This window comes from Micromonospora sp. NPDC049204, from assembly GCF_040647935.1.
Lineage (GTDB): Bacteria > Actinomycetota > Actinomycetes > Mycobacteriales > Micromonosporaceae > Micromonospora.
Map to the genome: position 1 here is coordinate 110,905 of NZ_JBEZDC010000006.1, position 20,050 is coordinate 130,954.

Consider the following 20,050-nt stretch of genomic DNA (forward strand, 5'->3'; position numbering starts at 1 on the left):
CGGGTGAGCCGGTCGTCGACACGATCGGCTCACCCGATACCGATTCGGCGTACGCGGAGGAGGTTTGCTAGTCTTCTCCAGTCGCTGAGCCCCCGTAGCTCAGGGGATAGAGCACCGCCCTCCGGAGGCGGGGGCGCAGGTTCGAATCCTGCCGGGGGCACCTTGGACCATGAATGCCCCGGCCGTTTCGCCGGGGCATTCTTGCGTTGGGTCAACGTACGGGCGCCGACCGAGCCCGGGTACCGGTTTGTTGGTGGCGCTCACGCGCCCGGCGGGCCGGCCACCATGCTCGCGCGCAGGAGTTGGTCGCGGACCGGTATCGCGTGCCGCAGGTGAGTCATCCGGGCAGCCAGGCCAGCCATGCGAGCCAACCTCTGGGTGGCTGGCCGACGCCGGCGATCGTATTCGTGCAGAGCCTGCTCGACCGTGCGCGTCGCGCCCAGGTGGGAGGCCAGCGCTACCGCGTCGATGATCGCCTCGCACGCGCCGCGCCCCAGGTCGGGTGTCATGGCGTGCGCGGCGTCGCCAAGGAAGGCAACCGTGCCGTGCGTGAAGGACGGCAGCGGCGGCGTCACGTACACGTCGTGGCGCAGCACCGCGGACTCGTCGATCGCGTCCAGGACGGTCTGGACCGGGGGCGCCCACCAGCCGAACATCCTCCGCAGTTCGACGAGTTCCTCGCCCGGGCGGAACCGGCCCTCCGGTGCCGCCGCGGACGCGTACCAGTTGGTGCGACCACCCTCCTGCGGTGTCACGCCGAACTTGAGGCCCCGGCCCCACATCTCCACGAACGTGTCGGTGGGCATGTCCTGCACCACGCCGCGCCACGCCGTGCTGCCGGAGAATCGTGCCCGGTACGCCGGGCCGAACACCTTTTCGCGAGCCTTGCTGAACACGCCGTCGGCCACCACGACCAGATCGACGTCGCCCACCTCGGTAACGTCGTCCACCGGATCGCCGGCCCGCAGCTCCACCCCGGCCTCCATCGTCGCGTCGTGCAGGATGGCGAGCAGTCCCGGCCGGGACAACAGGTAGACGTGGTCGCCGGTGCGCCGGTGCAGCCGTTCGACGTCGATCGTCGCGATGCGGGAACCGTCCGGACGAAGGAAGACCCCGGCCTGCTGTCGTCGGCCGTCCCGGCGGACCAGGTCGCCGACGCCGATCGCGTCCAGCGCCCGCAGCGCAACGGGCCACATGCCGAGCGCCGTGCCAGTGCTCGGCAGCCCCTCGTCCCGCTCCCGGACGGTGACCGTCCAGCCTGCGCGTCGCAGCGCGATCGCCGCCGTCAGCCCACCGATGCCCCCGCCAATGACCAACGCACGTCTCTCCATTCTCACCACGCTACAACACCTGTTGTTTTGAAACTACGGATGTGGTGGACCGAATAAGGTGGAGGCGTGCCCTCCCGCGAAGAAAACCTGCTCGATGCCGCCATCGGCATCCTCGGAAGTCACGGCGTACGGGCGTTGACGCATCGCGCGGTCGACGCGGCCGCCGCCGTGCCGACCGGCTCCACGGCGAACTACTTCAAGACCCGGGACATGCTGATCAACGCCGTTGCCGACCGATTCGCCGATCGCGACCGCGCCACCTGGCAGGCGATCGCGGGCTTCGTCCGCCCCACCACCGCGGTCGAGCTGGCGGCTGCGCTCGCCGCCTACGTGCACCGTGCCCTCGGCCCGGAGCGCGCCCTGACCATCGCCCGATACGGCCTTTTCATCGAGGCCGCACTGCGCCCGGAACTACAGGGGCGACTCGCGGAGGCGGCCCTCTCGATCCGGACGTGGGGCACGCAGTGGCTGCGCGCGATGGGCTCCACCGACCCGGAGAGCGAATGCGCGGCGATCCTCGACTACCTGGACGGCCTCATCTTCCACCAGCTCACGTTTCCCGGCCCGGCCGAGCAGGTGGAGGCGGCGATCACGCAGACGGTGAGCCGACTGTGCACCACCGCGGTTTGACCACCGAACGGCCCAGACAACGCCTCACCGGTGATCGGCGGGGTCGGCGGCTGAGGTGCAGCGCAGTGCGCGGTCGACGAAGTTGATGAGCCATTCGAAGCTCTCGTCGATGTCGGTGGACCACTGGAATCCGTTGGTGGCCTGCAGGGTGGCGAAGCCGTGGAACATGCTGCGCAGCGCGCGCAGGGCGTGGGTAATGTCCTGCGGGGCGATGTCGTACCCCCGGAGGACCGCCTCGAAGGGTCCGAGCGCCCGCCTCTCCGCGATCACGATGGGGTCGTCCGGACCGGTCGGAGTGATGCCGAGGGTGGCCGCGTACCGGCCGGGGTGAGCAACCACGAAGTCACGCAGCGCGCGGGCCGCGGCGGCCAGCGCGTCCCGCCCGGAGCGGCCCTGGGTGGCCGCGCCGATCGCGTCGGCGGCCTCGGCGATGGCGAGGGCGGCGATGCGTCGGTTGAGGTCGTCCTGGCTGGCGATGTGCTTGTACAGCGACGGGGTGCGCACCCCGACCCGCTCCGCCAGCCGGGCCATGGTCAACTCGGCGAAGCCGACCTCGTCGGCGAGCGCGGCGCCGGCCGCGACGACCGCACCCGGGTCCAGGCCCGCCCTAGGCACGGACACCGGCCAGGAAGGGCAGGACCACGGCGAGGGTCTGCTGGGGGTACTGGACGTGCGGGTAGTGCCCGGCGCCGTCGATCATCGCCAGCCGGCCCAGTCCGGTCGGCAGGTCGGCGACGATCGCCTCGCCCTCGGCCTGTGGTGAGACCCAGTCGGGGTCGAGGGCGCCTTGGACGATCAGCGTCGGGCAGCTGACGTTGCCGAGCTGCTCACCGGCGTCGACGGGAGAGATGGTGCCCATCTTCTGCAGGACCTTCATCCGGCCCGGCTCCCGCAGCATCGCGGTGATCTGTCGCAGGCGGGCGTCCCAGTCGACGGGCTTGGTGCCGGGGTAGGCGAGGTCGAGGTACTTGGCCCACTGCTTGGTGCTGCCGAGGATGGTCGTGCCCATCAGGGCGGTCGCGCCGCGCCGGTAGGCGGCCACGCGCATGTCACCGAGCTTGACCTGCTGCTTGCGGGTGAAGGGCGCGAGTTCGACGAGTGCGGTGATCAGCTCCGGGGCCTTCGCCGCGGCGATCGTGGCCGCGCCGCCGGCGATGGAGTGGCCGACCAGGATGGCCGGCCCGCCGAGGTGCTCGACCAGGGCGATCAGGTCGCCGGCGAGAGCGGTACGGGTGTAGGAGGCCCACCCGACGCTGGACTCCCCGTGGCCGCGCAGATCCATCGCGGCGACCCGGTAGCCGGCCTGCACCAGGGCGGGAGTGAGGAACCGGTAGGCCTCGCGGCTGTCGCCCATGCCGTGGGCAAGCACCACCAGCGGTCCGGTGGCACCGGTCACCTCGTAGGCGATGGTCCCGCCGTCGACGTTCAAGAACTCAGTCATGACTACCTCCAGGTGGCCGTTGGCGCATTGGCTAACCGCGTTAGCCAAAAGCTATCACCATTAGCTTGAGAATGCCAGTCCCCGGGCGCACCGCCGGAGAGCCGCCGCCACCCGCACCCGGCGACGCCCCTACGTGCGTAGGTGATCAAGAATGGCGTCATGCTGTTTCTCGGGTTGCTGCTCGCCGCGTTGGGCGGGGCCGCCCTCGCGACGGTTCTCACCGTTCGCGGGCTCACCGCGGCGTTCCGGGCCGGCGAAGGATCGGGTTGGCTGCGGGCGGCGGCGCTCCTCGCCGGTGCCGCCACGGTCGGCGTGTACGCCTGGGGCCTGCTCCACCTCGGCTACGCGGTGCTGCGGGCCGAGGATGGTGGAGCCGGCTCGTTCCCGATCGCACCGTGCCGAGAGGCCGGGCCGCAGCGGGCAAGCCAGGTCGACGGGTACGACGTCAGCTACCTACCGCTGCGCTTCGAGTGCCGCCTGAGCGGTGGCGGCGGGTACGTCACCTCGACCGTGCCCGGATACGTCAACCCGGGCACGGTCGTCCTCGGCCTGCTCACCGCCACCTGCGGCGTCCTCGCCAGCACGACGGCCCAGCGCGCCCGACCGCCGGTCGCCTGAACGACGGACCGGCGGGCGGGCCACGCTCAGCTCCCGACGTACGCGGCGAGGTGCTCCCCGGTGAGGGTGGCGCGGCCGGCGACGAGGTCGGCCGGGGTGCCCTCGAAGACGATCCGACCCCCGTCGTGGCCGGCCCCGGGGCCGAGGTCGATGATCCAGTCGGCGTGCGCCATGACCGCCTGGTGGTGCTCGATGACGATCACCGACTTGCCGGCGTCGACGAGGCGGTCGAGCAGGCCGAGCAGTTGCTCGACGTCGGCCAGGTGCAGGCCGGTGGTCGGCTCGTCGAGGACGTAGACGCCACCCTTCTCGGCCATGTGGGTGGCCAGCTTGAGGCGCTGCCGCTCCCCGCCGGACAGGGTGGTGAGCGGTTGACCCAGGCTGAGGTAGCCGAGCCCGACGTCGGCGAGCCGGTCGAGGATGGCGTGCGCGGCAGGCGTACGTGCCTCGCCGGTGCCGAAGAACTTCTCGGCCTCGGTCACCGACATCGCGAGCACCTCGCTGATGTCGCGACCGCCGAAGCGGTATTCCAGCACCGAGGCCTGGAACCGCTTGCCCTCGCAGTCCTCGCAGGGGGCGGCGACGCCGGCCATCATCCCCAGGTCGGTGTAGATCACGCCGGCGCCGTTGCAGCTCGGGCAGGCGCCCTCGGAGTTGGCGCTGAACAGTGCCGGCTTCACACCGTTGGCCTTCGCGAACGCCTTGCGGATCGGGTCGAGCAACCCGGTGTAGGTGGCCGGGTTGCTCCGCCGCGAGCCACGGATCGCACCCTGGTCGATCGAGACCACACCGGCACCTGCGGGAATCGAGGAGCGCACGAGCGAGCTCTTACCCGAGCCGGCGACACCGGTGACGACGACGAGCACCCCGAGCGGTACGTCGACGTTCACGTCCTGGAGGTTGTTGGCCGTCGCGCCACGGATCTCCAGCTTGCCGGTGGGCGTGCGTACCGTCTCCTTGAGGGCGGCCCGGTCGTCGAGGTGGCGGCCGGTGCTGGTGCCGCTGGCGCGCAGGCCGTCCAGGCTGCCCGCGTAGCAGATGGTGCCGCCGTCCGTGCCGGCGCCGGGGCCGAGGTCGACGACGTGGTCGGCGATGGCGATGGCCTCCGGCTTGTGCTCCACGACCAGGACCGTGTTGCCCTTGTCGCGCAGTTGGAGCAGCAGCTTGTTCATCCGCTGGATGTCGTGCGGGTGCAGCCCGATCGTCGGCTCGTCGAAGACGTACGTGACGTCGGTGAGCGAGGAGCCGAGGTGACGGATCATCTTGGTGCGCTGGGCCTCGCCGCCGGACAGGGTGCCCGAGGGCCGGTCGAGCGAGAGGTAACCCAGGCCGATCTCCTCGAACGAGTCGAGGAGGTGTTGCAGCCCCGCCAGCAACGGAGTCACCGACGGCTCCTTGATCCCGCGGACCCAGGCGGCGAGATCACTGATCTGCATCGCGCAGGCGTCGGCGATGTTCTTTCCCTTGATCTTCGACGACCGGGCCTCCTTGCTGAGCCGGGTGCCGGCGCACTCGGGACAGGTCGTGAAGGTCACCGCCCGCTCCACGAAGGCGCGGATGTGTGGTTGCAACGCGTCGATGTCCTTGGCGAGGAAGGACTTCTGGATCGACGGGATCAGGCCCGCGTACGTCAGGTTGATCCCGTCGATCTTGATCTTGGTGGGCTCCCGGTGGAGCAGGTCGTGCTGCTCGCGCTTGGTGTACTTGCCGATCGGCTTGTCCGGGTCGAAGTAGCCGCAGCCACGGAAGATCCGGCCGTACCAGCCCTCCATGCTGTAGCCCGGGATCGTGATCGCGCCCTCGTTGAGCGAGAGGCTGTCGTCGTACAGCGCCGACAGGTCGATGTCGTTGATCGAACCCATGCCCTCGCAGCGCGGGCACATTCCGCCGAGCCGGGTGAAGGTCGCCTTCTCGGTCTTCGTCTTGCCCACGCCCCGGTCGACGGTGATCGCGCCGGTGGCCTTCACCGAGGGGACGTTGAAGGAGTACGCGTTGGGCGAGCCGATGTGCGGCTGCCCGAGGCGGCTGAACAGGATGCGCAGCATCGCGTTGGCGTCGGTGGCGGTGCCGACGGTGGATCGGGAGTTGGCGCCCATCCGCTCCTGGTCCACGATGATCGCCGTGGTCAGGCCGTCCAGCAGGTCGACCTCGGGCCGCGCCAACGTCGGCATGAAGCCCTGCAGGAAGGCGCTGTACGTCTCGTTGATCATCCGCTGGGACTCGGCGGCGATGGTGCCGAACACCAACGAGCTCTTGCCGGAGCCGGAGACACCCGTGAACACCGTCAGCCTGCGCTTCGGGATCTCGACGCTGACGTCCCGGAGGTTGTTGACGCGCGCGCCCTGCACACGGATCAGGTCGTGGCTGTCCGCGACGTGCGGGGTGGACGGCGGGGTGGCCGTGCTCATCAGGTCTCCATCTGTCCGGGGTCGGACGGTCAGCGCACTTCCTGGATGCGGATCAGATTGCCGGCGGGATCGCGGAAGGCGCAGTCCCGGACGCCGTACGGTTGCTCGGTCGGCTCCTGGACGACCTCGGCGTCGGTGGCCTCCAGCTTGGCGAAGGTGGCGTCGAGGTCGGTGGTGGCCAGGTTGACGCCGAAGTAGCTGCCCTTGGCCACCAGCTCGAGGATGGTCTGCCGCTCGTCGTCGGTGATGCCCGGGTTGGCGGCCGGCGGGTGCAGGACGATGGCGGTGCTGGGCTGGCCGGGCGGCCCGACGGTGATCCAGCGCATCCCCCCGTAGCCGACGTCGAGGCGGACCTCGAAGCCGAGGACGTCGCGGTAGAAGGCCAGCGAGGCGTCCGGGTCGGTGTGCGGAAGGAAGCTCGAGTGAATGGTGATGTCCATGGCCGTCACGCTAGTTGTGGCTCCGCGACCTGCGCTTCTCGATTCCTGATCGGTCTGGTCACCTGCTTCGCCACGCACGACGGCAGCCCCGCCGCCGCCTGCGCCGCCTGCCGCCGGTAGACGCTGGGCGGCATGCCGACCAGCTCGGTGAAGCGGGTGCTGAAGGTGCCCAGGGACGAACAACCGACCGCGAAACAGACGTCGGTGACGCTGAGGTCGCCCCGGCGCAACAACGCCATCGCACGCTCGATCCGCCGCGTCATCAGGTAGCTGTACGGAGATTCGCCGTAGGCGAGCCGGAACTCGCGGCTCAGGTGCCCGGCCGACATGTGCGCGCCCCGCGCGAGCGCCTCGACGTCCAGCGGTTGCGCGTACTCCCGGTCGATCCGGTCGCGGACCCGGCGCAGCCGCGCGAGGTCGCCCAGTCGCTGGGTCGCGTCGGGTTTGCTGCTCACCTGGGAAATCGTGCCACAACCCACCGACAATCCGCCGTTCGCCAGGCGCGCGCGGCGACCGGGAGCCCGGTCAGCCGGCCTCGCGACGCGCGCGGGCCCGCCGCTTTCCCTCGTGCATGGCCTGCACCCGGGCCACCGGGATGGTCCGGCCCTCGGCGACCAGGTCGGCCGGGAGCGGCTGCGGGGCCGGCATCAGCGCGGCCCACGGATCGCCGTCGCCGAGCAGCGCCGGCGCGGTCCGGATGGTGAAGTCCGCCGGGGCCACCTCGGTCAGGTCGGCCCAGTCGACCGGGAAGGAGACCGGCAGGCCGGGGCGCAGCCGAGGGCTGTACGTCGCCACCACCGTCGCGCCGCCCGCCCGGGTGGCGTCCACGAAGACCCGGCCACCCCGGTCCTCCTTGATGTAGGCGGTGGTGGCCAGCGCCGGGTCGAGCCGCTCGGCGCGGACGGCGAGCGCCCGGGTGGCGGCGGCCAACTCCTCCGTCGTGGGATCGCCGGCCACCGGGACGAACACGTGCACGCCCTTGGCACCGCTGGTCTTGACCGCACCGGCCAGGCCCGCGTCGGCGAGTGCCTGCCGGACCAGCAGGGCCGCCGCGACGGCCGCCCGGAAGCCGTCACCCTCCGGCGGGTCCAGGTCGAGCACCAGGTGGGTCGGCCGGTGCGGATCGGCGGTGGTGGCCAGCGTCGGGTGGTACTCCACCGCCCGCTGGTTGGCGAACCAGAGCAGGGTGCGCCTGTCGTCGCAGAGGGCGTACGAGATCTCCCGGTGCGACGCCTCCGCCCAGACCGGCACCCGGCGGACCCAGTCCGGGGTGTAGCGGGGCAGGTTCTTCTGCATGAAGGGCGGCTGACCGGGGCGGACCCGGATCACCGACAGCGGGCGGTCCCGCAACTGCGGCAGGATCCGCCCACTGACGGCGTCGAGGTAGTCGACCAGGTCTCGCTTGGTCGCGTCGTCGCGGTCGGACAGCGGCTGGTCCAGGTTGGTCAGGGCCACGCCGTCCCGGGTCTCGTCAGCCTTGCTCACCCGACCACCTTCGCGGTCCCGGTGCCGTCGGTCAACCGGACGCGGCGCTCGGGTCCGGACCGATTCCGGCGCCCACCGTGGCCGACCCCGACGGGTCGGCGTCCGGTCCGAGCTGGGCTGGGCGTCGGGGCAGTGTCGTCATCGCTACCAACAACGCGGCGACCACCAGGGCGGCGGCCACGGCGAACGCGGTCCGGTAGCCGGCGGCCAGGGCGGCCGTCTCGGCCCAGCCGGCGGCCCGCAGTCCGTCGGTGCGGGCGGCGGCCAGGGTGGCCAGCGCGGCCAGACCAACCGCGCCGCCGACCTGCTGGGTGGTGTTGACCAGGCCGGACGCGAGCCCGGCGTCCGCGTCGGTCGCGCCCGCCATGGCCAGGGTGGTGACGGCCGGCAGGGTCAGACCGCCGGCCACCCCGAAGGTCACCATCGCCGGGAGTACGTCGGCGAGGTAGGCGCCGTCCGCGGGCAGCCGGGCGAGCAGCAGGAAGCCGACGGTGGCCAGGCCCAGCCCGACCAGCAGCACGGTCCGGGCACCGCAGCGGGCGATCAGCCGACCGGCCAGGCCGAGTGACACCACCGCGATCACCACCGGGGTGGGCAGGAAGGCCCAGCCGGTCGCGGCGGCGTCCAGCCCGAGCACCAGTTGCAGCTCCACGGCGAGCAGGAACTGGAAACCGAAGTACGCGGACACCATGAGGAACTGCACGGCGTTCGCCGCCACCAGACCCGGGACGCGCAGCACCCGACCCGGCAGCAGCGGGGTCGCCGCCGTCCGTTGGCGGAGCACGAACCCGCCGAGCAGCAGCGCCGCGAGGGCCACCGCGCCGAGGGTGCGCGGGCTGGTCCAGCCGTGCTCACCGGTCCCCACGATGCCCAGCACGGCGGCCATCAGACCGGCGGTGACGAGCAGCGCGCCGGGCAGGTCCAGGCCGGCCCGCAGGCCGATACCCCGTTCGGCGGGGAGCCGGCGGACGGCCGCGAGCAGGATGGCCGCCCCGATCGGCAGGTTGACCAGGAAGATCGCCCGCCACCCGGCCGCGTCGGTGAGCACCCCACCGGCGACGGTGCCGACCGACGCGCCGGCCGCTCCGGTGAAGCTGAAGACGGCGATCGCGCGGGCGCGCTCGGCCGGTTCGGGATAGAGCCGGACGATCATGCCGAGGCTGACCGCCATGGCCAGCGCCCCACCGACGCCCTGGCCGAACCGGGCGGTCACCAGCAGGGCCGGCCCGGTGGCGACCGCGCAGGCCAGCGAGGCCACTGTGAACAGCGCGACGCCGGCCAGGAAGACCCCCCGCCGGCCGAGCAGGTCGCCGAGTCGGCCGGCGAGCAACAGCAGCCCGCCGAACGCGACCAGGTACGCGTTGACCACCCACGCCAGGCCGGCGGCGGTGAAGCCCAGATCGCGTTGCACGGCGGGCAGCGCCACCGCCACGACGGTGCCATCCAGGATGATCATCAGGCTGCCGGCACAGAGCACGAGCAGTGCTGGCCAGCGGGACGGAACGACGCGGTCCATGAAACCCCTCCTTGGTGCACGGTTTGTTACCGAGGTCATCGTCTGTGACCATGAACCGGAGCGGAAGGAGGCACTGTGATGTCCCAGAGGAACAGCGATGTGTCCGCGCAGGTCGAGGCCGAGGTGACCTGCGCGGCCGAGAACGTGCCGTTCACCCCGGGTCAGGCTCGGGCCTGCACCGTCCGCGAGGTGCTCGACCGGGTCGGCGGCAAGTGGAGCATCAGCATCCTGGTGTCCGCCTCACACGGCCCGGTGCGCTTCACCGAGTTGGAGCGGAGCGTCGAGGGGATCAGCCGCCGGATGCTCACCCTGACGCTGCGCAACCTGGAACGGGACGGCCTGCTGCACCGCACCGTCTATCCGACCGTTCCGCCGAAGGTCGAGTACACCGCCACCCCGATGGCGCTGGAGCTGTACGAGTCGCTGGTGGCGCTGACGGCCTGGGCCGAGCGACACCGCCGCGCCATCGCCGAGGCGCGGACCAGGTACGACGCCCAGCACGCCGGATAAACCCGGCCGAGGTGTGGTGAACGCCACCGCTTTCCTCTGACCGATCGGTCAGGGTCTGACCGATCGGTCAGGCATGCTGGTCTGCGGGAGGTGGACCGACCATGGTCAGAGCGGTGTCCGACACGCACGGTGAGATTCTCGCCGCAGCGGCCCGGCAGTTCACGGTGAGCGGCTACCGGGGCACCTCCCTGCAGGACATCGCCCGTGAGGTCGGCTGCTCCAAGGCCACCGTGCTCTACCACTTCGCCAACAAGGAAGCCCTGCTCGCCGAACTGATGGCCCCGGCGATCGGCGTGCTGCGGGACCTCGACGACCGACTCACGGGCCAGACCGGTTCGGCCGCGCAGGAGGTCGCCGCGCAGGGCTTCGTCGACCTCGCGGTCCGGTTCCGGCGGGAGATCGCGGTGCTGCGCGGCGAGTTCCCGGAACTGCTGTGCCAGCCGGCCTTCGCGCACATCCAACAGATCTCCGACCGGCTGCGTGACGCGCTGGCCGGCCACTCCGACCGGCCGGGCGCCCGGATCGCCGCGCTGGTGCTGCTCGCCGGGATCTCCGAGGCCTGCGGCGAGTTCACCGACATCCCCGACGACGAACTGCGCTCCGCCCTGCTCACTCTCGTCCGGCGGGCCGTCGAACCCGTCGACGCACCCCTGCCCCAACCACCCACGACCGAGGACAAGGACTCCTGATGGCCACCCTGCTCTACCGGCTCGGCCGGGGCGCGCTGCGCCGGCGACGGCTCGTCGTCGCGCTCTGGCTCGTCGTACTCGTCGTCGCCGGCCTGGCCGCCGCGACCCTGCGCGGCCCGACGGCGAGCAACTTCACGATGCCCGGCACCGAGAGCCAGCGCGCGCTCGACCTGCTCGCCGAGCAGTTCCCCGCGGCCAGCGGCGCCACCGGCACCATCGCGGTCAAGGCGCCGGCCGACGGCCAACTGGCCACCCCCGAGGGCCAGGCCGTGGTGCAGCAGCTGGTCCAGGAGGCCTCGGCCCTGCCCGGCGTGGTCGGCGCGGTGAACCCGCTCCAGGTCGGCGCGGTCTCGCCCAACGGTCGCTACGCCCTGGTCCAGGTCCAGTTCTCCAGCGGCGGCGACGAGGTGACCGACGCGCAGCGCACCGCGTACGAGGAGGTCGGCGCCGCCGCCGAGGCCAAGGGTTGGCAGGTGGCCCCGGGTGGCGAGGTGCTCGGTGGTGAGCCGGAGATCGGCTCCACCGAGGCGCTCGGCGTACTGGTCGCCGCGATCGTCCTGATCATCACGTTCGGCTCCCTGGTCGCCGCCGGGATGACCATGCTCAACGCGCTGATCGGCGTGGGCGTCGGCATGGCCGGCCTGTTCGCGCTCAGCGGCGTCATCGAGTTGACCAGCACCGCGCCGATCCTGGCGCTGATGCTCGGCCTCGCCGTCGGCATCGACTACTCGTTGTTCATCACCTCCCGGCACCGGCAGAACCTGCTCGAAGGCCTGTCCCCGGAGGAGGCGGTCGGCCGAGCGGTCGGCACCGCCGGCTCCGCGGTGGTCTTCGCGGGCGCCACAGTGGTCATCGCGCTGGCCGGGCTCGCCGTGGTGAACATCCCCTTCCTCACCGTGATGGGTCTCGCCGCCGCCGGTACGGTCACCGTCGCGGTGCTCGTCGCGATCACCCTCCAACCGGCCCTGCTCGGCTTCGCCGGTCGCCGGGTGCTCCCCCGCCGGCTGCGAACCACCGTCACCGACGGCACCACCACCGACACCAGCGCTGTCGCCGACCACTCCGGCGACACCGACCGGCCGGCCGCCGAGGACGAGTCCCGGTTCGGGTTCCGCTGGGCTCGGTTCGTCACCCGCTTCCGCGTACCCGTCATCCTGGTCGGCCTGCTCGGCCTGGGGCTGCTCGCGCTGCCCACGCCGGACATGCGGCTGGCCCTGCCAGGCGCCGCGACGGCCGCCGTCGGCTCACCCGCCCGGGTGGCCAACGACCTGACCGTCGAGGGCTTCGGGGCGGGCTTCACCGGCCGGCTCGCGGTGGTGGTCGCCGGTGACACCCCGCAGGCCACCTCGGCCGCCGTGCCGCAGGTGACCGCGCTGCTCCAGCGCACCGAGAACGTCCTCGCGGTGGCGCCACCCCAGCTCAGCCCGGACGGCCGGACCGCGCTGCTCGGCGTGGTGCCGAAGACCGGCCCGACCGACGAGGCCACCGAGACCCTGGTCCACGACATCCGCAGCGCGGTGGGCGGGATCCGCGACGCGGACGTCCTGCTCACCGGCGCCACCGCGATCGGCATCGACGTCTCCGAGAAGCTCTCCGACGCACTGCCGGTCTACCTGCTGCTGGTGGTCGGGCTCTCGGTGCTGCTGCTGATGCTGGTGTTCCGCTCGCTGCTGGTGCCGGTCAAGGCCGCGTTGGGCTTCCTGCTCACCGTCGCCGCCACATTCGGCATCACGGTGGCCGTCTTCCAGCAGGGGCACCTCGCCGACCTGGTCGGCCTGGACACGCCGGGGCCGCTGATCAGCTTCCTGCCGATCCTGCTCATCGGCATCCTGTTCGGGCTCGCCATGGACTACGAGGTGTTCCTGGTGTCCCGGATGCGGGAGGACTTCGTCCACGGCAAGTCCGCCCGGCAGGCCACCATCAGCGGCATGGGGCACGGCGCCCGGGTGGTCACCGCCGCCGCACTGATCATGATCTCGGTCTTCGGGGGCTTCGTCTTCCTGGAGGACCCCGTGATCAAGTCGATGGGCTTCGCCCTCGCGGTCGGCGTCGCCATCGACGCGTTCGTGGTCCGGATGACAATCGTCCCGGCGGTGATGTCACTGCTCGGTGACCGCGCCTGGTGGCTGCCGAGCTGGCTCAACCGAGCCCTCCCGAACGTCGACATAGAAGGCGAAGGCCTCCGCACCCACCTGGAAGAACGCACCCCGACCCACGTCTGACCCCACCCCCGACCCAACGCGGTCGATCATGGAGTTGTGGTGCCCGTTGTGCCCCGATCAGAGGCCTTCGTCCAGCACCACAACTCCATGATCGACGGGATCAAAGCGGCCGTCAGACCCCGGCCGGGTACGTCTCCATCTCGCCGGGGGCGGCCGGCACCGGTAGCGGGTGCAGAGCTGTCGTCTCGTCGCACCAGATGAAGGCGTCGTAGCGGTCGCCCAGGCGGCTCGGCACGTAGTTGCCCCAGGACTCGAAGGACGGGTCGTAGACGACCCCGATCGCCCGATGGTCCACGGTGTCGGTCACCCAGCCCGGCTGGTCGTCACCGCCGAAGATCAGCACCGCCCGGTCCGGCATCAGCTCGTGCAGCCGCCGCTCGACCGACCCCTCCCGAGCCGGTGGCACCACCATCGGCTCGGGAGGCGAGCCCCACCGGGGTGCGGCGATCACCGTGCCCCGGTAGCTGCCGAAGCCGATCAGCGCCACGGCGTCGTCGCCATGCCGTTCCCGGGCCAACTGACCAATGTTGACCATCCCGTCCGCGGCCATGTCGGTGGCCCGCGCGTCCCCCACGTGCGTGTTGTGCGCCCAGACGATGCCCCGGGCATCCGGGCCGTACCGGTCCAGCAACCGGTCCAGGGTGTCCTGCATGTGCGTGTCGCGGATGTTCCACGAGTCCGGCCCGCCGGCCACCATCGCCCGGTAGTACCGCTCCGCGCCGGCCACCACCTCCGCGTTCTGCCAGGCCGAGAAGCGGTCCGGCCCGTCGGAGAGGGCGTGTTCACGGGTCCGGGCGAGCAGACGGACCACCTCCTCCTCACAACGGGCGGAGACGAACCGGCTGGCCGCGCCGTACTCCTCGACCCTCTTGCCGTACGGCTCGAAACACCGGTACGCGTCCTGCGCCGCCTCCAGCGACGTCGGGTCCTCCTCCCCCAGATAGTCGAAGATCGCCTGCATCGACTCCCAGAGGCTGTACACGTCGAGCCCGTGGAACCCGGCGCGTTGGTCCTCCGGCCGCTCCACGTTCCAGGCCCGCAACCAGGTGGCGAACCGGGCCACCTCGGCGTTGGCCCACATCCAGGTCGGCCACCGCTCGAACTGGTCGAGCGCGAGCTGCGGCTGGAGCGCGCCGCCGGGCGCGGCGGTCACCGACCGGTGCACCCGATCACAGTCCGGCCAGTCACCCTCCACCGCGACGAAGGAGAACCCGCACTCCGCGATCAACCGTCGGGTGAGCTGCTCACGCAACCGGTAGTAGTCGTAGCTGCCGTGGGTGGACTCGCCGATCATCACCACCCGGGCGTCTCGTACGCGTTCCAGCAACGGGTCGAAGTCGCTCGGCGCGCCGAGCCGCTGAACCAGCATGCCAGCGGCTACCCGGCCGCCGCTGGGGCAAACCGTGGGCGCGTCGCGGGCCGACACGCCGACCGCCGGGCCGTCGCCCGTGCCAGCCGCCACGGTGTACGCCCACCGCGAGCGGGTAGCCGGCCGGCATGACCGTCACCGGCGTTCAGTTGCAGGAGTACCTGGCCGGGCTCGACTACCCGGTCTCCCGGGAGGACCTGGTCCGCTGGGGCCAGGAGAACGGGGCCAGCACGGCGATGCTGCAGATGTTGCAGGCGTTGCCACCCGAGCAGTTCGCCTCCCCCGACGAGCTGGCCGCAGCCCTGACCACCCTCAGCTAACCGCCCTCTTCCCGGTGATCAAGAGGTTTGCGTCGTTGGCAGGTCGTTTCGTGACGCAAACCTCTTGATCACCGCGATCCAGCCCTCGATCCAGCCCTCGATCCAGCCCTCGACGCAGCCCGCGATCCTGCAGGGTGGGTCGGGGTTATGGGAGCAGGACGGTGCGGGACTCGGTGCGGGCGGTTTCGGCGGCGGCGATGATGGCGACGACCTCTCGGCCGAAGTGGACGTCGCAACGGTGGTCCCGGGTGCCGGTCCGTACCTGCTCGACGAGTTGGTCGATCGCGACACCGAACGCCGTGGCGGCATCGTTCTCGCCGAACGGGACGTTCTCGATTCCGTTCTCGCCGTAGAACACGAACTCCCGGGCCATCGACTCGGTCGGGGCGTCCAGGGAGAGCGAGGCGCTGCTCGTGGCACCACCCTCGTGGGTGAGCAGCAGGTGCACCATCCCGCTCGGCCCGTCCATCGCCGCCACCTGGGTCACCCGGCCCAGCACCGGCAGGAGGATGGAGAGCGCATGCGGGGCGATGTCCCAGAGCGCGCCGTGCTCGCGACGCCACAACGACCCGCCGTACGGGCTGCCGTCCTGGAAGATCGAGGCGAACGCGGTGGTCCGACCGTGCTGCCACCCCCCGACGGCGGCGGTGGCGGCGAGGAAAGCTGTCACGTTCGGCTGGAACCGCTGGGTGAAGAAGACGACCGAGGCGACCCCGGACTCCTCGGCAGCGGCGACGACCCGGTCGGCGTCGGCCACGCTGAGCGCCAGCGGCTTGTCCAGCAGCAGGTGCCGCCCGGCGGACGCGGCCCGGACCGCGATGTCGGCCTGGACGTCCGGCGGCAGCGCGACGGCGACCGCCTCACACTGCTCGATCAGCGCGTCGACGTCGGCGTAGGCCGGCACCCCGTACCGCTCGGCCAGCGCGGAGGCCCGCTCCGGGTTACGCCCCCACACCCCGACCAACTCCGCGTCCGGGTGTGCGTGCAACGCCTTCCCGTGCGTCTCGATCGCCCAGTGACCGGTGCCGAACAAGCCGAACCGCAGCACGTGTACCTCCGCTGTTTTCCCCGTCCCGCGGCAACGCCACGGACCTGATCCACGCTAGTCGCCGCGGTGGTCATGACGGCGGCGGGTTCGACCAATCGAAGCAGCTACCTCCCCGTTTCCACGGACCCGCTCCGGGCAACGCCACGTCCGATCGCCGCCAGACACCTCAAGCGCGGCGAGGCAGTCTCGACGGCATGCCGAGCACTGATTCGACACTGACCAGCGGCCCCGTCGCCTTCACACACTGGTACGACTTCGCCGAGGGCGGGCCCGTGCACAGCGCCCTGCTGCCGTTTCCATCGACGGCACCCGCGCCGTTCGAGGTCGCTCGCTGGTCGGTGGCGCCGAACACGTCGAACGACCTCGATGTCCATCGGTCGCGCGAGGTGTGGATCATCGTGTCCGGCACCGGAACCTTGACCTTCGGCGACCAGACGAGCGTTCTGCGGCCCGGGGACGTCGCGGCGTTCGACAGCGGGGTGCCGCACCAGCTCCGGAACGACGGACCGAACCCGCTCCTCGCCGTCTCGGTCTACTGGTTGCCGGACGGCGACTGACGTCGGCCCCGGTCAGCCGAAGTGTCCCGAACGCCCGTCGACGGCCACCCACCGAGGCAGGGTCATCCGATTACTACGGCGGTTAGTAGGCTGTGCCGGTGACCGAGGCAACGACCGGGCAGGTCCGGTGACCAGCGTGAGCGTCGACTCGCCGGTGGACGGAATCGTCGCGACCGTGTCGATCGTGCTGTCGCTACTCGTCGCGGTGTGGGCGCTGGTGGCGGCGGTGCGCCAACGGCCGCCGGACCGGGTGCAGTTCGTCGGCCTGGGCGTACTCGAAGTGGCATTGCTCGTGTTGAGCGTGCTGGCCGTGGTCGCGGTCGGCGGCGGGGACCGGCCCGGTGAGCCCGGGGCCTTCTTCGGCTACCTGGTCACGCTCGTGAGCCTGCCGCCGTTGGCCTGGGTGCTGGCCCGGATGGAGCCGACCCGTTGGGGTTCGGCGATCGTCTGCGCGGTCTGCCTGGTGGCCCCGGTGGTGGTGGTCCGTTTGCAGCAGACCTGGGAGGTGCTCGGTGGTTGAGACACGACCGGCCGGACGCGCCACGAACGCCGGCCCCGGTCGGCTGCTGATCGCGGTCTACCTGCTCTTCGCCATCGCGGCGACCAGCCGGGCGGGTCTGCAGCTCGCCACCAAGTTCGACGAGGCGCCGGTGGCGTACCTGCTCTCCGGGGTGGCCGCGCTCATCTACATCGTGGCGGCGGTCGGGTTGGCGCGGGCCGGGCACACCGGCCGACGGGTCGCGCTGGCGTGCTGCTCCGTGGAGTTGGTCGGGGTGGTCGCGGTCGGCATCCTGAGCCTGGCCGACGAGGAGCTCTTCCCGGACGAGACGGTCTGGTCGCAGTTCGGCAGCGGGTACGGCTACATCCCGCTGGTGCTGCCGGTGCTCGGCCTGATCTGGCTCTGGCGCACCCGCCGCGCACCCGCCTGACAACGACGACGAGGGCGCCGCCGGCAGTGCCGGAGCGCCCTCGTCGGGGGTACACAGGTACGGGTCAGTCCCGCGGGCCGCCCGCGACGTAGATGACCTGACCGGAGACGAAACCGGCACCCTCGCTCGCCAGGAACGAGATGGTGTGCGCGACGTCCTCCGGGAACCCCGGGCGACGCACCGGGATCTCGGCCGCCGCGTGCTTCTTGAAGTCGTCGAAGTCGACCTTCATCCGGGCGGCGGTGGCGGCGGTCATGTCGGTGACGATGAAGCCGGGTGCGACCGCGTTCACGGTCACCCCGAACGGCCCCAGCTCGATGGCGAGCGTCTTGGTGAAGCCCTGGAGGCCGGCCTTGGCGGCGGCGTAGTTCGCCTGACCCCGGTTGCCCAGCGCGGAGGTGCTGGAGAGGTTGACGATCCGCCCCCACCTGCGGTCCACCATGTGCTTCTGCGCGGCCTGGCTGAACAGGAACGCGCCCCGCAGGTGCACCCCCATCACGGTGTCCCAGTCGGCGTTCGTCATCTTGAACAGCAGGTTGTCGCGCAGCACGCCGGCGTTGTTGACCAGGACGGTGGGCGCGCCCAGGTCGGCGGCGATCCGGGCCACCGCTGCCTCGACCTGGTCCCGGTCGGAGACGTCGGCGCCCACACCGAGCGCCCGGCCACCGTCGGCGACGATGGCGTCCACCGTGTCCTTGGTGGCCGACTCCTCGATGTCGACGACGGCGACGGCCATCCCGTCGGCGGCCAGCCGTCGGGCGGTGGCCGCGCCGATGCCGCGTGCGGCTCCGGTGACGATGGCGACGCGGGGCTCCTCCGACATGATTACCTCCCGGTAACGTGGGGTCGATCGGAGGAGCTTAACGTCAACAGGCCGGCCCCCGGCATAGGCGAATCCACCGGTATCCGTAGCCGGAGACCTTCACCGCGCCGAGCTTGCCCAGCTCGCCGTAACCGCGGTCGGTGAGCACGTCGATCGGCATGTCGGCCTCCGGTTCGAGGCTGCTCAGGTCCACCTCGACGTCGTCGGTGCCCAGGTTGTGCACGAAGACCATGGTCCCGGTCGGCCCGTCCGCCCGGTGCGCGAGCACACCGGCGGGCACCGCCACGTCGATGTGCGTCGTCGAGCCGGACCCGATCTCCGGGGCCTCCCGCAGGGTACGGATCATGCGCTCGAACCAGGCGAGCAGCGACTTCGGGTCGCCGCGCTGGGCGGTGACGTTGATGTTCTGGTAGCCGAACTCACCCTTGTCGATCACCGGGCGGACCAGCTTCTCCGGGTCCGCCGTGGAGAAGCCGGCGTTCGGCTTGTACGACCACTGCATGGGGGTACGGATGGCGTCCCGACCCCGCAGCGACAGGTCCTCGCCCATCCCGATCTCCTCGCCGTAGCGCAGCACCGGTGTGCCGCGCATCGAGAACTGGAGGGCGTACGCCAGCTCGATGCGCCGCCGGTCGTTGCCGAGCATCGGGGCGAGCCGGCGACGGATGCCCCGGTCGTAGATGCGCATGGTCTCGTCCGGGCCGAACTCCGCGTACACCTGGTTGCGCTGTTCGGTCGTCAGCCGGGACAGGTCGATCTCGTCGTGGTTGCGCAGGAAGGTGGCCCACTGCCCACCGACCGGCAGCTTCGGGGTGTCGTGCAACGCGTCGATCAACTGCTCCGGGTCCTGCCGGGCCAGGGAGAGCATGAGCCGACCGTTGAGCATGAAGTCGAAGAGCATGTGGATCCGGTTGCCGGACCCGCTGGCGTCGCCGAAGAACGTCGGCAGTTGGTCCGGCTCGACGTTCGCCTCGGCCAGCAGGACGGCGTCGCCGCGCCGCCACTGCACGTGCTGGCGCATCTCGGTGAGGAACTCGAAGTCCTTCGGGGAGTTCGGGTTGCCCGGCTCGGTCAGCTCGATGATGAACGGCACCGCGTCCATCCGGAAGCCGGAGACGCCGAGCTGGAGCCAGAACGACATGATCTTCTTGATCTCCGCCCGGACCTGCGGGTTGGCGAAGTTGAGGTCCGGCTGGAACTTGTAGAACCGGTGGTAGAACCACGCCTTCGCGGTCCGGTCGTAGCTCCAGGTCTCGTCCTGCTCCCCCGGAAAGACCATGCCCTGGCGCCGGTCGTCCGGCTCGGTGTCCGACCAGACGTACCAGTCGCGGTACGGGGAGTCCGGCGAGGACCGGGCGGATTGGAACCACGGGTGCTCGTCGGAGGTGTGGTTTACCACCAGGTCGATGATCACCCGGATGCCCCGGTTCTGGGCCTGGTGCAGCAGCTCGGCGAAGTCGCCCAGGGTGCCGAAGCGCGGGTCCACGTTGTAGAAGTCGGTGGCGTCGTACCCGTCGTCGCGGTTGGGCGAGGGGTGGATCGGGTGCAGCCACAGGCAGGTCACCCCGAGCCGGGCCAGGTAGTCCAGCCTCCCGATCAGCCCACGAATGTCACCGACGCCGTCACCGTCGGAGTCGGCGTACGTGTCGATGTCGAGGCAGTAGACGACGGCTTCGGAATACCAACGGTCACCCATGCCGAAGGAACATCTCCG

Annotated in this window: 21 protein-coding genes and 1 tRNA gene; 10 read left to right on the forward strand and 12 right to left on the reverse strand. The window is 71.0% G+C overall.

What is annotated here, in order from left to right; translation table 11 throughout:
• The first annotated feature begins 88 nt into the window (after nucleotides 1–88).
• A tRNA-Arg gene (locus AB0A90_RS13845) sits at nucleotides 89–160 on the forward strand.
• A 100-nt stretch (nucleotides 161–260) separates the two neighbouring features.
• Here the strand turns inward: AB0A90_RS13845 and AB0A90_RS13850 are convergent.
• Nucleotides 261–1,331: an FAD-dependent oxidoreductase gene (locus AB0A90_RS13850; protein ID WP_357246433.1), complete on the reverse strand. Its 1,071-nt coding sequence runs from the start codon at nucleotides 1,329–1,331 to the stop codon at nucleotides 261–263.
• A gap of 66 nt (nucleotides 1,332–1,397) precedes the next feature.
• On the opposite strand from AB0A90_RS13850, the gene AB0A90_RS13855 reads away from it, so the two are divergent.
• Entirely contained in the window at nucleotides 1,398–1,961 is a 564-nt protein-coding gene (locus AB0A90_RS13855) for a TetR/AcrR family transcriptional regulator (RefSeq protein ID WP_357246436.1), read from the forward strand.
• Nucleotides 1,962–1,985: 24 nt separating this feature from the next.
• Here AB0A90_RS13855 and AB0A90_RS13860 read toward each other — a convergent pair whose 3' ends face one another.
• Both AB0A90_RS13860 and AB0A90_RS13865 read right to left on the reverse strand, forming a co-directional pair.
• Nucleotides 1,986–2,582 (reverse strand): WHG domain-containing protein, encoded by a 597-nt coding sequence (locus AB0A90_RS13860; RefSeq protein WP_357246439.1) that lies wholly within the window; start codon nucleotides 2,580–2,582, stop codon nucleotides 1,986–1,988.
• Nucleotides 2,569–3,402 carry an alpha/beta hydrolase gene (locus AB0A90_RS13865; protein WP_357246442.1) on the reverse strand — a complete coding sequence of 278 codons (834 nt, stop codon included), beginning with the start codon at nucleotides 3,400–3,402 and terminating at the stop codon, nucleotides 2,569–2,571. Before AB0A90_RS13865 ends, AB0A90_RS13860 begins: the two co-directional genes overlap by 14 nt.
• Before the next feature lie 159 nt (nucleotides 3,403–3,561).
• Here AB0A90_RS13865 and AB0A90_RS13870 point away from each other — a divergent pair, with 159 nt between their 5' ends.
• Nucleotides 3,562–4,020, forward strand: coding sequence for a hypothetical protein (locus tag AB0A90_RS13870; RefSeq protein WP_357246445.1), 459 nt, complete (start codon nucleotides 3,562–3,564; stop codon nucleotides 4,018–4,020).
• 26 nt (nucleotides 4,021–4,046) lie between these two features.
• Here the strand turns inward: AB0A90_RS13870 and AB0A90_RS13875 are convergent, their stop codons facing one another.
• The 5 genes from AB0A90_RS13875 to AB0A90_RS13895 all read right to left on the reverse strand — a co-directional run bounded on the left by AB0A90_RS13875 (nucleotide 4,047) and on the right by AB0A90_RS13895 (nucleotide 9,869).
• Nucleotides 4,047–6,428, reverse strand: a complete 2,382-nt coding sequence (locus AB0A90_RS13875; protein WP_357246448.1) for an excinuclease ABC subunit UvrA — start codon at nucleotides 6,426–6,428, stop codon at nucleotides 4,047–4,049.
• A gap of 29 nt (nucleotides 6,429–6,457) precedes the next feature.
• The gene (locus tag AB0A90_RS13880) at nucleotides 6,458–6,868 is read right to left on the reverse strand and encodes a VOC family protein (protein WP_357246451.1); all 411 of its coding nucleotides are present in this window, start codon (nucleotides 6,866–6,868) and stop codon (nucleotides 6,458–6,460) included.
• Nucleotides 6,869–6,873: 5 nt separating this feature from the next.
• Nucleotides 6,874–7,323, reverse strand: a complete 450-nt coding sequence (locus AB0A90_RS13885) for a helix-turn-helix transcriptional regulator (RefSeq protein WP_357246453.1) — start codon at nucleotides 7,321–7,323, stop codon at nucleotides 6,874–6,876.
• A gap of 70 nt (nucleotides 7,324–7,393) precedes the next feature.
• Entirely contained in the window at nucleotides 7,394–8,353 is a 960-nt protein-coding gene (locus AB0A90_RS13890; RefSeq protein ID WP_357246456.1) for an ATP-dependent DNA ligase, read from the reverse strand.
• A 31-nt stretch (nucleotides 8,354–8,384) separates the two neighbouring features.
• Entirely contained in the window at nucleotides 8,385–9,869 is a 1,485-nt protein-coding gene (locus AB0A90_RS13895) for an MFS transporter (protein WP_357246458.1), read from the reverse strand.
• Between the two features lie 75 nt (nucleotides 9,870–9,944).
• Between AB0A90_RS13895 and AB0A90_RS13900 the strand changes: the two genes are divergently transcribed.
• The 3 genes from AB0A90_RS13900 (at nucleotide 9,945) to AB0A90_RS13910 (ending at nucleotide 13,290) form a co-directional block, all read left to right on the forward strand.
• Nucleotides 9,945–10,379: a helix-turn-helix domain-containing protein gene (locus AB0A90_RS13900; RefSeq protein WP_357246461.1), complete on the forward strand. Its 435-nt coding sequence runs from the start codon at nucleotides 9,945–9,947 to the stop codon at nucleotides 10,377–10,379.
• A 101-nt stretch (nucleotides 10,380–10,480) separates the two neighbouring features.
• Nucleotides 10,481–11,068, forward strand: a complete 588-nt coding sequence (locus tag AB0A90_RS13905) for a TetR/AcrR family transcriptional regulator (RefSeq protein ID WP_357246464.1) — start codon at nucleotides 10,481–10,483, stop codon at nucleotides 11,066–11,068.
• Nucleotides 11,068–13,290: an MMPL family transporter gene (locus tag AB0A90_RS13910; RefSeq protein WP_357246467.1), complete on the forward strand. Its 2,223-nt coding sequence runs from the start codon at nucleotides 11,068–11,070 to the stop codon at nucleotides 13,288–13,290. The genes AB0A90_RS13905 and AB0A90_RS13910 overlap by 1 nt, the downstream gene beginning before the upstream one ends.
• Before the next feature lie 112 nt (nucleotides 13,291–13,402).
• On the opposite strand, the gene AB0A90_RS13915 is transcribed toward AB0A90_RS13910, so the two are convergent.
• Nucleotides 13,403–14,659, reverse strand: a complete 1,257-nt coding sequence (locus AB0A90_RS13915) for an erythromycin esterase family protein (protein ID WP_357246470.1) — start codon at nucleotides 14,657–14,659, stop codon at nucleotides 13,403–13,405.
• Nucleotides 14,660–14,787: 128 nt separating this feature from the next.
• Here AB0A90_RS13915 and AB0A90_RS13920 point away from each other — a divergent pair, with 128 nt between their 5' ends.
• Nucleotides 14,788–14,979: a DUF2795 domain-containing protein gene (locus AB0A90_RS13920; RefSeq protein WP_357246473.1), complete on the forward strand. Its 192-nt coding sequence runs from the start codon at nucleotides 14,788–14,790 to the stop codon at nucleotides 14,977–14,979.
• Nucleotides 14,980–15,124: 145 nt separating this feature from the next.
• Here the strand turns inward: AB0A90_RS13920 and AB0A90_RS13925 are convergent, their stop codons facing one another.
• Nucleotides 15,125–16,027, reverse strand: a complete 903-nt coding sequence (locus tag AB0A90_RS13925; protein WP_357246476.1) for a Gfo/Idh/MocA family oxidoreductase — start codon at nucleotides 16,025–16,027, stop codon at nucleotides 15,125–15,127.
• A gap of 194 nt (nucleotides 16,028–16,221) precedes the next feature.
• Between AB0A90_RS13925 and AB0A90_RS13930 the strand changes: the two genes are divergently transcribed.
• From AB0A90_RS13930 to AB0A90_RS13940, 3 genes are all read left to right on the forward strand, one after another.
• Nucleotides 16,222–16,584, forward strand: coding sequence for a cupin domain-containing protein (locus AB0A90_RS13930; RefSeq protein WP_357246478.1), 363 nt, complete (start codon nucleotides 16,222–16,224; stop codon nucleotides 16,582–16,584).
• Between the two features lie 127 nt (nucleotides 16,585–16,711).
• Nucleotides 16,712–17,104, forward strand: coding sequence for a hypothetical protein (locus tag AB0A90_RS13935; protein ID WP_357246481.1), 393 nt, complete (start codon nucleotides 16,712–16,714; stop codon nucleotides 17,102–17,104).
• Complete coding sequence (locus AB0A90_RS13940; RefSeq protein ID WP_357246483.1) at nucleotides 17,097–17,513, forward strand: hypothetical protein; 417 nt, start codon at nucleotides 17,097–17,099, stop codon at nucleotides 17,511–17,513. Before AB0A90_RS13935 ends, AB0A90_RS13940 begins: the two co-directional genes overlap by 8 nt.
• A gap of 64 nt (nucleotides 17,514–17,577) precedes the next feature.
• On the opposite strand, the gene fabG is transcribed toward AB0A90_RS13940, so the two are convergent.
• Both fabG and AB0A90_RS13950 read right to left on the reverse strand, forming a co-directional pair.
• A complete protein-coding gene (gene fabG / locus AB0A90_RS13945; RefSeq protein WP_357246486.1) occupies nucleotides 17,578–18,336 on the reverse strand; it encodes a 3-oxoacyl-ACP reductase FabG in 759 nt (252 codons plus the stop codon).
• Between the two features lie 43 nt (nucleotides 18,337–18,379).
• Entirely contained in the window at nucleotides 18,380–20,032 is a 1,653-nt protein-coding gene (locus AB0A90_RS13950; RefSeq protein WP_357247149.1) for an alpha-amylase family protein, read from the reverse strand.
• Between the last annotated feature and the right edge of the window lie 18 nt (nucleotides 20,033–20,050).

What these genes read in the sequence shown, in the direction of transcription:
- AB0A90_RS13850 (WP_357246433.1), bottom strand. Translation starts at nt 1,331, where the DNA reads ATGGAGAGACGTGCGTTGGTCATTGGCGGGGGCATCGGTGGGCTGACG.
- AB0A90_RS13865 (WP_357246442.1), bottom strand. Translation starts at nt 3,402, where the DNA reads ATGACTGAGTTCTTGAACGTCGACGGCGGGACCATCGCCTACGAGGTG.
- AB0A90_RS13870 (WP_357246445.1), top strand. Translation starts at nt 3,562, where the DNA reads ATGCTGTTTCTCGGGTTGCTGCTCGCCGCGTTGGGCGGGGCCGCCCTC.
- AB0A90_RS13875 (WP_357246448.1), bottom strand. Translation starts at nt 6,428, where the DNA reads ATGAGCACGGCCACCCCGCCGTCCACCCCGCACGTCGCGGACAGCCAC.
- AB0A90_RS13880 (WP_357246451.1), bottom strand. Translation starts at nt 6,868, where the DNA reads ATGGACATCACCATTCACTCGAGCTTCCTTCCGCACACCGACCCGGAC.
- AB0A90_RS13895 (WP_357246458.1), bottom strand. Translation starts at nt 9,869, where the DNA reads ATGGACCGCGTCGTTCCGTCCCGCTGGCCAGCACTGCTCGTGCTCTGT.
- AB0A90_RS13905 (WP_357246464.1), top strand. Translation starts at nt 10,481, where the DNA reads ATGGTCAGAGCGGTGTCCGACACGCACGGTGAGATTCTCGCCGCAGCG.
- AB0A90_RS13910 (WP_357246467.1), top strand. Translation starts at nt 11,068, where the DNA reads ATGGCCACCCTGCTCTACCGGCTCGGCCGGGGCGCGCTGCGCCGGCGA.
- AB0A90_RS13915 (WP_357246470.1), bottom strand. Translation starts at nt 14,659, where the DNA reads ATGCTGGTTCAGCGGCTCGGCGCGCCGAGCGACTTCGACCCGTTGCTG.
- AB0A90_RS13920 (WP_357246473.1), top strand. Translation starts at nt 14,788, where the DNA reads ATGACCGTCACCGGCGTTCAGTTGCAGGAGTACCTGGCCGGGCTCGAC.
- AB0A90_RS13930 (WP_357246478.1), top strand. Translation starts at nt 16,222, where the DNA reads ATGCCGAGCACTGATTCGACACTGACCAGCGGCCCCGTCGCCTTCACA.
- fabG (WP_357246486.1), bottom strand. Translation starts at nt 18,336, where the DNA reads ATGTCGGAGGAGCCCCGCGTCGCCATCGTCACCGGAGCCGCACGCGGC.
- AB0A90_RS13950 (WP_357247149.1), bottom strand. Translation starts at nt 20,032, where the DNA reads ATGGGTGACCGTTGGTATTCCGAAGCCGTCGTCTACTGCCTCGACATC.